We start from the raw sequence: 14413 nt of genomic DNA on the forward strand, positions 1-14413 counted from the left end.
GTTCCCGGGGCCGACGTGCGGCTCCACAGGGTGACCCACCTGCCACCACGGGTGTCGCACCTGCCCGGAGGGCGGTCATGGGCCGCCGATCACCCGGAGTGGCGACACCCACGCTGGGGCGGTACGGTCATCACCGGGTCGTCGCGTGCTTGCACGGCCCTTTGTCGACTCTGAACAGGACCAGGATCGATGTCCTCGATGCCGTACCCCTACGACTCCGCGGAGCCTGCCTCCGAATGCCAGGTGGCGCAGGCCCCGGAGATCCCCACCGCCGTGGTGTCGAAGCGGGACTTCCCGATGTACGAGATGCCCACCCTGATGGACGGCACCTTCTCGCATCTGATCGAGGTGCTGGAGGCCGCGGGGCTGCACCCGATCGGCCCCGCCTTCGCCCTGCACCATCGCGCCCCGGTCGCGACCAGTGATCTCGAGGTCGGTTTCCCGATCGACGCGCCCCTCACCGAGGCGCTGTCCCTGCCCAGCGGCTATGAGGTGACCGGTTCGGTGCTGCCGGCGGGCCGCGTGGGCTGGGTCTCCCATTTCGGCGGTTACGCCGGGCTGGCCGAGAAGTGGGGAGAGTTCACGGAGCACATCGGCGAGTCCGAGGAGCAGATGATCTACCCCTTCTGGGAGTTCTACGTGACGCCGCCCTCCCAGGGGATGAATCCGGCTCGCCTGCGCACCGACCTGTTCAGCCTGCTCGAGCCGCGCGACGTCTGAGCCGCGCAACCTCTGAGCCTCGCCCCGCTGTTCCCGCTGGTGGGGTCGACGGGCTCTAGCGGGGACGGTTCTCGTCGATGACCTCGAGGACCTTGCCGCCGAGCAGCTTCTCGATGACCTCGCGGCCGTTGCGGTTGGCGCCGGTGGCGTCTGCGTCTTCACGGGTCGCGCCGCCAGTGGGGTCGACATCCGCCATGGCCTCATCGGGCTGGGCCCCTCGAGCCCCCCGGAAGCGCTGCCCCGCCGGGCGGGACGCCTGCGCTGCCTGCGCGGCTTCACGAACCATCGCGGCGCCGCTGCGGGCGGGCACGGGCTGCAGGGGTGCCGCGGTCGACGGCGCGGAGACCGGCGGGGCCGACGGGGCTATCGCCGATGCAGTGGGCCCGGCCGGGCCCGGCCCCGACGTGCTGGTCGCCGCGGTGCCAGCGCCGGTGCCGGCGCCGGTGGTCGACACTGCGGTGCCCCAGGAGGCCGCAGCACGGGCAGTGGCGGTGCTTGCCTGCGCGTCTGCGGAGCTCGATGCGGCATCCGTGTGCGGGGGGATGTTCGCGGAGGCGGCACTCGCGGCCGAGCTCTGTCCCATCGCTGGCACAGCCTGCAGAGCGGGGGCACCCGGCTCCTCGGCGACACCGCCGGCATCGGCGGCCACGACCCCGGAGGGGGCGGGGCCCTCTGGCACGGAACCGGCGGGCGTCAAGGCAGCAGTGGTCTGCGCCGGTCGGGAGTGGACGACGCGGCCTTCGGCGATCGCTCGCTTCAGCGCATTCTGGCCGTAGGTGCGGGGCTGTTCCGGCGAGACGGAGTCCCGGCCTTCGTCGTCCACCACGGGGATCTCGCCGCTCAGGGCGGTGCTGGCAGGCGCGGTGCTGGCAGGCGCGGTGCTGGCAGACGCCGGGCCAGCGGGGGCGGCGCCGACTGCCGTCCCACGGTCCGCTTCTGCCTGATGCAGTGCATCGGACCAGCGTCCGGTGCGCTCTTGCCCAGTGCCGCTGCCCGGGCGCTGCTCGGGAGCCTGCTGCGAGGGGAGTTCATTCCTCGCACCGTGATCGTCCGGCGGATACTCGTCGTGAGGGTCCGGCGGGTAGGGGTCGTCGGGCTCAGGGGCGAAATCCTCGACACGCTCGGAGCCGGAGCCGCCCCGGCCGGACTGGGATGCACGAGCTGCGGCCGCCATGGCCCGTTCGGACGCGCGCTGGCCCAGGGAGACGGGTGGCTCCTCGCGAGGGGCCTGCTGGGCAGAGCTCGCGGCGGCGCTCGTTGCGGTGCTCGAGGCGGTGCTCGCTGCGGTGTCGCGCGGCGGCAGGGAAGCCGCCGCGTCTCCCCATGGAGCCGGATGGGGCCGGTTCGCGTCCGGCTCTGGGCGTGCCGCCTGCGGTCGCCTCGACCCTCCGGGCCCGCCAGCATCTCCGGGGCCGCTCGGGCCACCGTCTCCGCGGGCACCGGGTCCGCTCGGGCCCTCGCCGCCACGTGCGCCGGGACTGTTCGATCCACTCGGTCCACCCGGACCGCTCGTCCCGCTGCCACCGCCGCCGGGGCCGGGATCCTCCCCGACTACTGCCTCAACGGAGACATCGGTGTGCAGGATGCGACGCACTGCGTCAGCCAGATTCTCGCCGGCGGTACCTCGGTGGAATGCATGGACCAGCCCCTCGGTGCGGAAGCCGATCACCAGGGTGCTGCCGTGGGCCCCGTTGACGTGCCCGTTCTGGGACACCAGCGCCCAGCTCGGCCGCCGGATCTGCTGGAGCTCGTCCAAGATCGCGGACCAATGCCCGCGCACATGCTCCGCATCGAGACCGTCAGGTGCTGCAGCGGCCGGTGACGCCTGCGGCGCCGTCTGCTCCATGGGCGCCGACGACGGGCCGCTCGGATCCTGCGCCGGCGTTGCCTGCTGGGCCCCCGAGGACTGCTGCGGCACTGACGGCTGCTGCGTAAAGGGCGGCTCCTGCTCAGGACGGGGCTGCTGGGCCGACGGCTGATTCTGCGCCGCTGCCGCGGGTGCCCAGGTGCTGGGTGCCTGCGCTGCGGGAGCTGGGACGTGGGCGCTCTGCTGCTCTGTGCTCGCGGGGGCGGCCGGGGCGGCGGCCGGAGCGGAGGCGACCGGGGCCTGCGCGTGCTGCGGGGCGGGCTGCTCACGCGGCTCCGTGGGCACCGGGGCGCGGCCCGTGCGGGCCTGACGCGCCGCCTCGACCTTCTGCTGCGCGATGCGTCGCGCCTCGTCACGCGCACCGGAAGCGCCGGGCGCTCCGGGCGCGCCCTGGGCCGGACCGGCCACCGGGGCCCCAGCTCCCGACGGTGCGGCTGCCCCGACCTGGGCAGGACCGTCACCGGCGGCGAGCGCGGCCCGCTCGTTGCGCAGCACCAGACGGGCCGCGAGCAGCTCGAGGTGGAGCCGCGGGGAGGTCGCACCGCTCATCGTCGAGAGCGTCTCGTGGACCAGGTCCCCGCACAGCGACAGATCGGCCGGGGAGAACATGGTGGCCTGGCCGCGCATCTGCTCGAGGTCACCGGCCGGGACCTGCGGCAGCAGATCGGCGCCCTTGTCCGGCACGGCTGCCAGCACGATCAGATCGCGCATCCGCTCCAGCAGATCCTCGACGAAGCGCCGCGGCTCGTGGCCGGTGGCGAGCACATGCTCGACCGCCCCGTACAGCGCGGCGGCGTCCCGCTGGGCGATTGCGGTGACCGCCGTGTCCAGCAGCGCGGTGTCGGTGAAGCCCAGCAGTGCAATCGCAGTGGCGACGTCGAGCCCGCCCTCGCCCGCCCCGGCCATCAGCTGGTCCAGCACCGACATCGAGTCACGGGCGGAACCGCCGCCGGCGCGCACCACCAGCGGCATCACGCCTTCACCCACCTGCACGGACTCGGCGGCGCAGACCTCTTCGAGGTAGGGGCCCAGCACCTGCGGCGGGATCAGCCGGAAGGGGTAGTGGTGGGTGCGTGAGCGGATGGTCCCGATGACCTTGTCCGGCTCGGTGGTCGCGAAGACGAACTTCACATGGTCCGGCGGCTCCTCGACCAACTTCAGCAGCGCGTTGAACCCGGCCGAGGTGACCATGTGGGCCTCGTCGATGATGAACACCTTGTAGCGGTCTCGCACGGGCGCGAAAGAGGCGCGTTCGCGCAGTTCACGAGCATCATCGACACCGCCGTGGCTGGCGGCGTCGATCTCCACCACGTCGAGGCTGCCGGCGCCGCCGGTGGCGAGGTCTCGGCAGGAGTCGCACTGACCGCAGGGGACGTCCGTCGGCCCCTCAGCGCAGTTCAGGCAGCGCGCGAGGATGCGCGCGGAAGTGGTCTTGCCACAGCCGCGCGGGCCCGAGAACAGGTAGGCATGACCGATCCTCCCGGCACGCAGCGCACGCCGCAGGGGCGTGGTGACGTGGTCCTGGCCGATCACCTCGGCGAAGGACTCCGGGCGGTAACGTCGATACAGAGCTATGGCCACTCCGACAGGCTAGTCGAGGGTGCCCACCTTCCTCACCGCTGAGGACGGGCAGGATCTGTGGAGGAACGGTCACCGGACGGCGCGATTCCCCGCTGGAGACCGTCGGCAGCCCCGCCGCATGGGCTTTCAACCAGGTCACACCGCGTAACGCGCGAGGCAGGGCCTACAAGCTCCTCGACGACAACCTCACCTGAGCGATCCCGCTTGCACCTCGTCCTCCGGCGCGCGCACATCGGCCGCGGCCCCAGCCCGCGAGTCGTCGTCCGCGGTCGGAGACGGCGCGGAACGAGCAGGTCCAGCAGACGGGTCCGACGGGTCCGTCTCATCCTCGGCCCGGCCGCTCTGACCAGGATGCTCAATCTCCTCGCCACCCGCCGCCTTCGCCGCCTTCGCCGCCTTCGCCGCGGCCAGCTTCTCCCCACGGCTGTGCAGTCCCTTGCGGGTCGCCGAGAAGACGCCCACCACCACGATCACCGGCACCAGCACTTCCGGCAGCCAGTCGGGGATGTCGAAGGGCAGGCCGATGTCCGGCAGCAGCCCCAGCAGCCAGGCCAGCAGGTCACGCACCGGTCGCAGCAGCATGGCGAAGAACTCCCTGATCGGGGAGAACACCGCCTCGAGGAACTCTTGGACCGGGCGCAGCAGCTGCGCAATCCATTCCCGCACCGGTTCGGTCATCCGTGCGATGGCCTCGAACGCCGGTCGCACCCGCGCCTCGATCCATTCCAGCAACGGGTCGAGCACGCCGCTGAACAGTGCACCGAAGCCCAGCAGCGGCAGCAGGTAGCGCGCTGACTTCGTGATCGCGGCAACCAGCGCGTACCGGGTGGGATGGGCGGTGCGCTTCTCCTCCCGGGCAGCCGACGGAGATCCGTCCGCCGGAACCAGCACGATGCGCTTGACGCCGCGACGGATCTCGACCTCGCCGGCGCCGCCCAGGCCGACAGTGCGGATGGTGATCTCCTCGGAGTTCGCATATCCGCCGCTGTCCATAGGGCGGCGCACCGTGCAGAGCAGCGTCGCGAAGCCGTCCTTGAGGGTGAAGCGGAGGTCATCATCGGCCCAGGGCTCGGCGTCGGCGCTCTCGTCGAGCTCGAGGGGAGAGTCCTCGTCGGCGGCGGAGTTCTCGCCCCCATGGGCTACCGGGGCTTCGCTCTCGTCCGTCTCCGGGGCATCGCTCCCCTCGGGCGCCGGGCCGTCGTCCCCGTCGGCAACCGTGCCCTCACTCGCATCCCGCGCCGCTCCGGAGTCCTCCTCAGCGCTCTCCTCCGGCGGCCTCGCCTTGACCTCGGCCTTCGGATCGTGCTCGATACCGTCGATGACCACGGTGAACGTGGTGTCCAGGAGCCGGTGGCGGACTCGGACCAGGTAGTCGTTACTGCCCGTGGTGCCGCTGTACTCGACGTCTGCGGCAAAGCGGTTCGGTGCCTTCTCCCCGAAGGCCGGCACCGGTCCTTCCGTGGAGACATCGCCCGTCGCCGCCGGATCCGTCGTCGACGACGCGGCGCGGTGGCGATCTAGGTGCTTCTCAGGCATGCCCCTACGATGCACTGCCGTGCACCGCTCTCGCATCCGCCGCTCGGAGGGGAATCGGCAGCCGAGTATCCACCGATCGACGGACTCGGATCGGCGGATCGGCGCGCCGCCACTGTTGCCTGTGCCGCCCGCAGCGCGAAGACTGGGGGCATGAGCGTCTTCGTCTCCCACACCAGCATCGACTGCCACGACGCCTTCACCCTCAGCGAGTGGTGGCGCGGAATCCTGGGTTACGAGATGGACCCGCAGGATCCGAACCTCCCCGGGCACGAGGAGTGCGCGATCTTCGACCCCGACTCCGGCCACACCCTCCTCTTCCTCGAGGTGCCCGATACCGAGCTGCCCGCCAAGCGCATCCACTTCGACGTGCGCCCGCGCGAGCGCCCGCAGGAGGAGGAGATCCTCTGGCTCGAGGAGCAGGGCGCCGCACCGGTCGCCGACCACCGCGGCCAGTACGGGCCGGGCACCGGCTGGATGATCATGGCCGATCCGGAGGGGAACCAGTTCTGCGTGCTGAAGTCCCCCGCCGAGCGTGCCCAGGTCCCGAGCCCCGACCCCCAAGCCCCTCAATGACCCGCCTCGAAACTCCCAAGAAGCTCTAATGTGACCGCATAGCGGTTTCATTGAAAGTGCGATCAGGTCGGCGTAGCGTCACCTGCCGTGAGCACCTCGACCCCTCCCTCCTCCACGGCCGCGACGCGCCAGCGCAACCCGCTGCGCGCGATCCTCGGCATCTCCTTCGGCTGGCAGGTCCTGATCGGACTCGTCCTCGGCATCATCCTCGGTCTCGTCGCCGCGCAGATCGGCCCCGTCGCCGAGACCGACGCGAACCCCGACGGCGCCAACTGGCTGACCACCGGCCTCGACACCATCGGCACCATCTTCGTGACGCTGCTGAAGGCCCTGGTCCCGCCGCTGATCTTCCTCGCGATCGTCACCTCGATCGCCAACCTCCGCAATGTCACCAACGCTGCGCGCCTGGCCTGGAAGACCCTGCTGTGGTTCGCGATCACCGCGCTCATCTCGGTCGCGGTCGGCATCACGCTGGGCGTGATCACCTCCCCCGGCGAGAACTCCGGCGTGGACCGCTCCGCCGAGGCCGCCTCCTCCACCCAGGGCGGCTGGATGGACTTCCTCACCGGCCTCGTGCCCGCCAACTTCCTCGGCATCGCCGGGAAGGCCAGCGAGGACGGCGCCGTCTCCCTGAGCTTCAACGCCCTCCAGATCCTGGTCATCTCCATCGCCGTGGGCATCGCGGTGCTCAAGGTGGGCCAGAAGGCCGAGCCCTTCCTGAAGTTCACCGGCTCCGCGCTGGAGATCGTGCAGAAGCTGCTGTGGTGGGTCATCCGCCTGGCGCCGATCGGCACCGTCGGCCTGCTCGGCAACGCCGTCGCCTCCTACGGCTGGGAGGCCATCGGCCAGCTCGGCGTGTTCACCGTCGACGTCTACGTGGGCATGCTGATCGTGCTGCTGGTCGTCTACCCGGTGCTGCTGAAGCTCAACGGCCTCTCCGTCGGCTCCTTCTTCCGCGGCGTGTGGCCCGCGACCTCGCTGGGCTTCGTCTCCCGCAGCTCGCTGGGCACCATGCCGATGACCCAGACGGTCACCGAGCGGATGGGCGTGCCCCGCCACTACGCGAGCTTCGCGATCCCGCTGGGCGCGACCACCAAGATGGACGGCTGCGCCGCGATCTACCCGTCGCTGGCCGCGATCTTCGTCGCGAACTTCTACGGGGTGCCGCTGGGTGTCACCGACTACCTGCTGATCGTGCTGGTCTCGGTGCTCGGCTCGGCCGCGACCGCCGGTATGACCGGCGCGACCGTGATGCTCACGCTCACGCTGTCCACCCTGGGCCTCCCGCTCGAGGGCGTGGGCCTGCTGCTCGCGATCGATCCGATCCTGGACATGGGCCGCACCGCCCTGAACGTCACCGGCCAGTCGCTGGTGGCCGTGATCGTCGCCAAGCGCGAGAAGATCCTGGACCAGGGCACGTACGACGCCACCCGTCGCACCTCCTTCCAGGTCATCCAGGCCGAGGAGACGGCTGCGATCGCCGCGGACGGCCCGGCCGATTCCGAGGCGGCCACCTCTCAGGCGACCACCGGCGAGGGCTCCGGGGGCGACCGCGAGAAGCAGTCCGCCACCGCCTGACACCGAAGCAGGCGAGCCACCGGCACCAGCCGGCAGCAGCACGCGAGCGGGGCAGACATGAGGACTCGGCAATGCCGTTCCCCGTGCCTGCCCCGCTCGCGTCAGAGCAAGGACCCCGCTCGCATCAGAGTGCGCGCCCCGCTCTCCGGCTCGGCCGACGGGCCGGGGTGAATCCGCGCACCACCGGCCCGCCCGCCCTGGCCGCTCACGCCGCCGGACTCTAGAGTGGGGCCGTCAGATCGGCCCGATCCCCCGGGCCTCAGCAGTGCATCTACCTCGGGTCCACGGTGTGGATCGTCCAAGGCGGCACCCCCGTCCGGAGCAGTGATGACCACTCAGCAGACCTCCCCCGCGCCGCAGGCGCCCACCACCCTTCGCCGCGTCGCCGGCACCGCCTACTTCCCGATCGCGTTCGTGGCCCGCTTCCCGTTCGCGATGATGGTCGTGGGCACCCTGACCCTCGTCGTCTCCGCGCGTGAGTCGATCTGGCTCGGCGGCGTGAACTCGGCCGTGGTGGGGCTGGGCTCGGCCCTCGTCGGCCCCCTGCTCGGCGCCGCGGCAGACCGGATCGGTCAGCGCCCGGTGATCCTCCTGTCGGGGATCGTGAACTCGCTCGCGCTGCTGGCGATCGCGGCCGTGGCCTTCAGCTCGCTGCCCGACATCGCGGTGCTCGCGGTCGGCTTCATCATCGGCGCCTCCTCCCCGCAGATCGGCCCGTTCTCCCGCAGCCGCCTGGTGCACCTGATCCTCACCCGCCTCCCCAGCGGCCGGCGGGCCCACAGCCTGAACGCCACCATGGGCTACGAATCCGCCGCCGACGAGACGGCCTTCGTGTTCGGGCCGGTGGTGGTGGGCCTGCTCGCGACCACCCTGAGCCCCGCCGCCCCGATGATCGGGGCCGCGGTGCTCACGCTCCTGTTCGTCACCGCCTTCGCGCTGCATCCCACGGCCAAGGTCGCCGCACCGACCGCCGAGGAGCCCGTTGCCCAGGCCCCCGCCAGGGAGCTGCGCACGCTCCGCGTGCTGGTGGTCGTCGCCGGCGCGCTCGGCGTGGGCCTGTTCTTCGGCACGGTGCTCACCTCGCTCACCGCCTTCCTCGCCGATACCGGGAACGGCGATTCGGCCGGGCTGGTCTACGGCGTGATGGGCGTCGGCTCGACGATCCTGGCGCTGTCCGTGGCGCGCTTCCCCGAGCGGTTCCGCCTCTCTGCGCGGTGGCTCGTGTTCTCCGCGCTGATGCTCGCCTCGATGATCGGCTTCGGGCTCGCGGGCGGCCTGAGCGGCCTCATCGTGGCGATGGCGATCGCCGGGATCGGGATCGGGCCGACGATCGTGACGCTCTACAGCCTCGCCGCCGAGCGCAGCCCGCAGGGCCGCTCGGCGACCGTGATGACCATGCTCGGCTCGGCGACGATCGTCGGCCAGTCCGCCGCTTCCGCCCTGACCGGCGCGGTCGCCGAGGACGCCGGCTCCCAGGTCGCGATGTGGCTGCCCGTCGGCGCGGCCGCCCTGGTGGGGCTCGCCGCCGTCGTCAACGCGCTGGCCTGCCGCGGCGCGGAGGTCGTGCACCCGCCGGCGCATGAGCTGAGCGACGATGAGCTCCGCGAGGAGGCCCGCGCGCTCACGGAGCTCCCCACCGAGCACCTCTGAGCGCACCTCGTCGGTCGCCTCCGCCGGCCCCGCCCTCACCGTCGCAGCACGTGGCGCAGCGCCTCCTCGAGGGTGCGGTGCGCGGGCTCGAAGCCGCTCCCCCGCAGCCGCGCGTCGGAGACGTTCTGATCGGTGCGGATCAGCTCGTCCGCGGCCGCCCCGCCCAGCACCAGGCGTGGTCCGAGCGGCGGCACCGGCAGCAATGCGGGCCGGTGCAGCACCATCCCGAGGGTGCGGGCGAAGTCACGGGCGCTCACCGGCTGCGGCCCGACGCCGTTGACCGGCCCGTGCAGCTCGGCGCTGAGCGCGGCGTGGGCGAAGCTGCGCACGATGTCATCCAGCGAGATCCACGAGGTCATCGCGTCCCCGGCGGTGAGCCTGCCGCCCACCCCGGCCAGGAACAGCGGCAGCTGGGGCAGCAGCGGGCCGCCACCGTCGGTCAGCGCCATCCCGGTGCGCACGTGGGCGACCCGCACCCCGGCGTCTGCGGCGGCGCGGGTCGAGCCCTCCCAGTCCCGCACCAGATCGGCGAGGAAGCCCTCGCCGCCCGGATCCGCCTCGGTGAGCAGCTCGCCCGGGCGTCGCGGACCGTAGATCCCGATGGCGGAGGCCTGGACGAGCGCGGCCGGCCCCTCCCGCATCCCGGCGAGGGTGCGAGAGATCAGCGCTGTGCCGTTCACGCGTGAGCCGCGGATCTCGCGGCGGGCCGTCGGGGTCCAGCGGGTCGCAATCGAGCGGCCGGCGAGGTTGATGACCACGTCGATGCCCTCGAGGTCGGCCGGGTCCAGCTGCCCCGCTCTCGGGTCCCAGGAGATCTCCCCCGGGCCCACCTGGTTCTCACGCACCATCCGATGCACCGTGTGCCCGCCGGTCTCGAGCAGCGCGGCGAGCTGGGTGCCGATCAGGCCCGAGGAGCCGGTGATCGCGATGGTGCGGCGCGGGGTGTCGACGAAACGGGCGTGGAAGTCGAGGTCGTCGTGCAGCTGGCGGGCACGGAAGGCGAGCAGGCGGCGGATCTGCGACTCGGCGAGCGGGGTCAGACGCTCGAGCCTGCGCGGGAGCTCGAGCTCGATGCTGTCGTGGAGCGCGGTGGCGCTGCCGTCGGCAGCGTCGGCGGTGCCGGCGTCGGCCTCGATGCGGTGCTCGTGACGCCAGGTGCGCCAGGGCCCGCGGACCTGCTGGTCCACGAAACGGCCCTGCGGGTCATGCTCGAGATGGCGCAGGATCCAATGCGGGCGCAGTGCGGTGGGCAGCGCCGACGGGCCGAGACGCACCCCGACGAGCCGGCCGACCTGCACCCCTCCGGCGTCCGGCGCATCGGCCGAGGCGAGCCCGGGCGGGGTGAGCCGCACCAGGGCGCCGGGGCGGTCATGCCAGGCGAGAACCTCGGACGGCGGGTGCGCAACCCGGTGGACGGTCTCGACCCTCATAGCGTTTCCTGACCTCGACGAACGGGTCCCCTCACGGTACGCATCGCGGGACTGCGAGGGAAGGGGCCGCGGGCTCGCATCGGCCGCTCGCGGCGCGAACACGCCTCCGATGCGCAGCACCATCCTGGCCACCGTGAGCCACAGCGTCCAGGGGGTGAGGTCCAGCAGCCAGGCGACCCCCGGGTCCGGGCCCCGTGGTGGGGCGATCTCCCGCAGGGGACCGGGGGCCGAGGACGGCACCGCCTCCGGGCAGAGAAGGACCCCTCGTGCACCTGCCAGAGCTCACCTGCCCTTGCTGCCGTCAAGCCCTGGGGGAGTTCAGCAAGATGACACCGCACGAGGGGTCGCAATAAGTGTAACGGCTCTCCAGCCCCGATTTCGAGCCCCTGCTGAGCGACTCCGGTCACGACACGCCGGAAGGGGCGGCGGGATGCCCCCCACCGACTCCCCTCGGCGCCGCACGGCAGCTCCACCTGGACGAATACAAGCACCCGGAATACGAGTTGCATAACGACCCGGCTACGGGAGGCTGAAAGACCCCTCAGAGCCCTGAGTGTCCGGTATGTTCCATCCAGCACTAAGAGGTGACTGCAGTCACCCCTGCACGCGACGCCAAGGGTGCCGTCGCTTCCCCTATTCCCAGGAGCCCTCATGATCGCCGAAATGATCAACGGCGCGAACAACCTGATCTGGTCCATCCCCCTGATCGGGCTCTGTCTTCTCGCCGGCCTCTACTTCACCATCCGCACCGGCCTCCTCCAGGTGCGGAACATCCCCGACATGCTCGCCCAGCTGAAGAAGGGCGAGACCTCCCCGGACGGCACCTCGTCCTTCCAGTCGCTGATGATGTCGCTCGCCGGCCGCGTCGGCATGGGCAACATCGGTGGCGTCGCCACCGCCATCGCCTTCGGCGGCCCCGGCGCCGTGTTCTGGATGTGGGCCTCCGCCTTCCTCGGCGCCGCCACCTCGTTCATCGAATGCACCCTCGGCCAGATCTACAAGGAGAAGGACCGCGACACCGGCGAGTACCGCGGCGGTCCGGCGTATTACTTCGAGAAGGCCTACAAGCACAAGGCCCCGGGCCTGTCGCTGTTCTACGGGATCCTGTTCTCGATCGTCACCATCCTCGCGATGAGCTTCTTCCTGCCGGGCGTGCAGGCCAACGGCATGGCTTCCGCGATCAACAGTGCCTGGGGCATCCCCACCTGGGTGACCGCCATCGGCCTGGTGATCGGCCTGGGCTTCATCGTCATCGGCGGCGTCAAGCGCATCGCCCACTTCGCGGCGTTCGTGGTGCCGGCCATGGCGATCCTCTACATCATCATCGCGCTCGTGGTGCTGTTCTTGAACTTCACCGAGATCCCCCGCGTCTTCGGGCTGATCTTCTCCAGCGCATTCGGTGTCCAGCCGATCTTCGGCGCGATCGTCGGCCTCGCCATCAAGTGGGGCGTCCAGCGCGGCATCTACTCCAACGAGGCCGGCCAGGGCACCGGCCCGCACGCCGCTGCCGCCGCCGAGGTCTCCCACCCCGCCAAGCAGGGCTTCGCCCAGTCGTTCTCGGTCTATATCGACACCCTGTTCGTGTGCTCTGCGACCGCCTTCATCATCATCTCGACCGGAATGTTCAACACGTTCTCGAATGAGGAGTGGGCCGACGGCACCTCTCCCGTGATCGGCAGCGGCGCCGGGGAGATGCCCGTGGATGTCGAGCCGGGGCCGAACTTCGTCCAGACCGGCCTCGACTCGGTCTTCCCGGGCTTCGGACCGTCGTTCATCGCCGTCGCGCTGGGGTTCTTCGTGTTCACCACGATCGTGGCCTACTACTACATGGCCGAGGTGAACCTCAACTACCTCACGCGCAAGATGAAGAACCGCGTGCTCGCCCGCGGGATGCTTCGCCTGCTGCAGGCTCTGGTGCTCGTCTCCGTGGCCTACGGCGCGGTGAACACCGCCGGCGCGGCCTGGGGCATGGGCGACATCGGCGTGGGCTCGATGGCCTGGCTGAACATCATCGGCATCCTGGTCATCCAGGGCCCCGCTCTGAAGGCGCTCAAGGACTACCGCGAGCAGAAGAAGGCAGGTCTGGACCCGCAGTTCGATCCGCGCAAGCTCGGCATCCAGGGCGCCACGTTCTGGGAGATGCGGGCCGACGGCCACTCCCTCCAGGGCAAGACCGGCGAGGAGCTGCCGCCCGCGCAGCTGGGGATCGACACCAAGAGCTGATCCCTCGACACGCACCGCAGTGAAAGCCGAAGGGCCGGACCGTCATCGCGACGGACCGGCCCTTCGGTCATTGCACCTTCGTTCCGGCCGACAGCTCAGCTCAGCCGCGCCCCGGGCGCCTGGGTCAGCGCCGCATCGGTCTCGGGGATCTCTCCGAGCACCTCGTCGATGCGGGCCCTGACGTCGGCATCGAGCGTGATCCCCGCAGCCTTGACGTTCTCGGTGATCTGTTCGGGGCGGGAGGCGCCGATGATCGCGCCGGCCACGTTGTCGTTGCTGAGCACCCAGGCCACGGCGAGCTGCGCCGGGGTGAGGCTGAGCTCCTCCGCGATCGGGAGCAGGCCCTGCACCGCGGTGAGCACCTCGTCGTTCAGGAAGCGCTTGATCATGTCCGCGCCGCCCTTCTCGTCGCGGGCGCGCGACCCCTCGGGCGCCGGGGTGCCGGGCCTGTACTTGCCGGTGAGGATGCCCTGGGCGACCGGCGACCAGACGATCTGGGAGATGCCGAGCTCACGCGAGGTGGGCACCACGCGCTCCTCGATCACGCGCCACAGCATCGAGTACTGGGGCTGGTTGGAGACCAGCTGGATGCCGAGCTCGCGGGCCAGCTGGTGGCCGGCGCGGAGCTGATCCGCGTTCCACTCGGAGACTCCGATGTACAGCGCCTTGCCGGAGTGGACGACGTCCGCGAAAGCCTGCATCGTCTCCTCGAGCGGGGTGGCGACGTCATAGCGGTGCGCCTGGTAGAGGTCGACATAGTCGGTCTGCAGTCGGCGCAGCGAGGCGTCGATCGACTCGCGGATGTGCTTGCGGGACAGACCGGTGTCGTTGTGCCCCTTGGGGCCGGTGGGGAAGTACACCTTGGTGAAGATCTCGAGCGACTCGCGCCGCTCAGCCTTCAGCGCCTCGCCGAGGACCACCTCCGCGGCGGTGTTCGCGTAGGTGTCCGCGGTGTCGAAGGTGCTGATGCCGGCATCGAGCGCGGCGCGCACGCAGGCGCGGGCACGGTCATCCTCCACCTGGGAGGCATGGGTGAGCCAGTTCCCGTAGATGATCTCGCTGATCTTGAGGCCGGAGCGGCCGAGGTGACGATGTTCCATGCGGAAACCCTATGGCCGCAGAGGAGGTCTATCGTGGTGAGCCACGACACATTCCCATCGGCCCCTCGAGCGAAGGACTCGCCATGACCGACCTCTCCGCCTCCGCTCCCCCGCAGTTCACCCGCACCGCGGCACCGCCCGGCCCGCAGGCGGGC

9 protein-coding genes and 1 other RNA gene are annotated in these 14413 nt (G+C 71.0%); 5 read left to right on the top strand and 5 right to left on the bottom strand.

Translation table 11 applies throughout. From position 1 onward, the window contains the following. The first annotated feature begins 189 nt into the window (after positions 1 to 189). On the top strand, positions 190 to 720 hold the full coding sequence (locus ACT3UF_RS04280) for a transcriptional regulator (protein WP_441445311.1): 531 nt from the start codon (positions 190 to 192) through the stop codon (positions 718 to 720). A 55-nt stretch (positions 721 to 775) separates the two neighbouring features. Here the strand turns inward: ACT3UF_RS04280 and ACT3UF_RS04285 are convergent, their stop codons facing one another. Both ACT3UF_RS04285 and ACT3UF_RS04290 read right to left on the bottom strand, forming a co-directional pair. Beyond that, positions 776 to 4168, bottom strand: a complete 3393-nt coding sequence (locus tag ACT3UF_RS04285) for a DNA polymerase III subunit gamma and tau (RefSeq protein WP_441445312.1) — start codon at positions 4166 to 4168, stop codon at positions 776 to 778. Between the two features lie 186 nt (positions 4169 to 4354). After that, on the bottom strand, positions 4355 to 5704 hold the full coding sequence (locus ACT3UF_RS04290; RefSeq protein ID WP_442331949.1) for a hypothetical protein: 1350 nt from the start codon (positions 5702 to 5704) through the stop codon (positions 4355 to 4357). 150 nt (positions 5705 to 5854) lie between these two features. On the opposite strand from ACT3UF_RS04290, the gene ACT3UF_RS04295 reads away from it, so the two are divergent. The 3 genes from ACT3UF_RS04295 (at position 5855) to ACT3UF_RS04305 (ending at position 9505) form a co-directional block, all read left to right on the top strand. Further along, positions 5855 to 6277: a VOC family protein gene (locus ACT3UF_RS04295; RefSeq protein WP_442331948.1), complete on the top strand. Its 423-nt coding sequence runs from the start codon at positions 5855 to 5857 to the stop codon at positions 6275 to 6277. Positions 6278 to 6364: 87 nt separating this feature from the next. Further along, the gene (locus ACT3UF_RS04300; protein ID WP_444599654.1) at positions 6365 to 7855 is read left to right on the top strand and encodes a dicarboxylate/amino acid:cation symporter; all 1491 of its coding nucleotides are present in this window, start codon (positions 6365 to 6367) and stop codon (positions 7853 to 7855) included. Between the two features lie 327 nt (positions 7856 to 8182). Beyond that, positions 8183 to 9505 carry an MFS transporter gene (locus ACT3UF_RS04305; RefSeq protein WP_444599653.1) on the top strand — a complete coding sequence of 441 codons (1323 nt, stop codon included), beginning with the start codon at positions 8183 to 8185 and terminating at the stop codon, positions 9503 to 9505. Between the two features lie 35 nt (positions 9506 to 9540). On the opposite strand, the gene ACT3UF_RS04310 is transcribed toward ACT3UF_RS04305, so the two are convergent. Together ACT3UF_RS04310 and ffs are read right to left on the bottom strand one after the other, a co-directional pair. Beyond that, positions 9541 to 10935, bottom strand: coding sequence for a TIGR01777 family oxidoreductase (locus ACT3UF_RS04310; protein WP_442332782.1), 1395 nt, complete (start codon positions 10933 to 10935; stop codon positions 9541 to 9543). A gap of 252 nt (positions 10936 to 11187) precedes the next feature. Then, an RNA gene (ffs, locus tag ACT3UF_RS04315) (signal recognition particle sRNA small type) lies at positions 11188 to 11284 on the bottom strand. A 302-nt stretch (positions 11285 to 11586) separates the two neighbouring features. Here ffs and ACT3UF_RS04320 point away from each other — a divergent pair. Further along, positions 11587 to 13158 (top strand): alanine/glycine:cation symporter family protein, encoded by a 1572-nt coding sequence (locus ACT3UF_RS04320; protein WP_441445318.1) that lies wholly within the window; start codon positions 11587 to 11589, stop codon positions 13156 to 13158. A 95-nt stretch (positions 13159 to 13253) separates the two neighbouring features. Here the strand turns inward: ACT3UF_RS04320 and ACT3UF_RS04325 are convergent, their stop codons facing one another. Beyond that, positions 13254 to 14258 (bottom strand): aldo/keto reductase family protein, encoded by a 1005-nt coding sequence (locus ACT3UF_RS04325; RefSeq protein ID WP_441445319.1) that lies wholly within the window; start codon positions 14256 to 14258, stop codon positions 13254 to 13256. Between the last annotated feature and the right edge of the window lie 155 nt (positions 14259 to 14413).

The organism is Brachybacterium sp. AOP24-D1-21 (assembly GCF_052378665.1).
Lineage (GTDB): Bacteria > Actinomycetota > Actinomycetes > Actinomycetales > Dermabacteraceae > Brachybacterium.

Coding starts and splice junctions, on each gene's coding strand:
- ACT3UF_RS04280 (WP_441445311.1), top strand. CDS start 190: ATGTCCTCGATGCCGTACCCCTACGACTCCGCGGAGCCTGCCTCCGAA.
- ACT3UF_RS04310 (WP_442332782.1), bottom strand. CDS start 10,935: ATGAGGGTCGAGACCGTCCACCGGGTTGCGCACCCGCCGTCCGAGGTT.
- ACT3UF_RS04305 (WP_444599653.1), top strand. CDS start 8,183: ATGACCACTCAGCAGACCTCCCCCGCGCCGCAGGCGCCCACCACCCTT.
- ACT3UF_RS04290 (WP_442331949.1), bottom strand. CDS start 5,704: ATGCCTGAGAAGCACCTAGATCGCCACCGCGCCGCGTCGTCGACGACG.
- ACT3UF_RS04320 (WP_441445318.1), top strand. CDS start 11,587: ATGATCGCCGAAATGATCAACGGCGCGAACAACCTGATCTGGTCCATC.
- ACT3UF_RS04325 (WP_441445319.1), bottom strand. CDS start 14,258: ATGGAACATCGTCACCTCGGCCGCTCCGGCCTCAAGATCAGCGAGATC.
- ACT3UF_RS04295 (WP_442331948.1), top strand. CDS start 5,855: ATGAGCGTCTTCGTCTCCCACACCAGCATCGACTGCCACGACGCCTTC.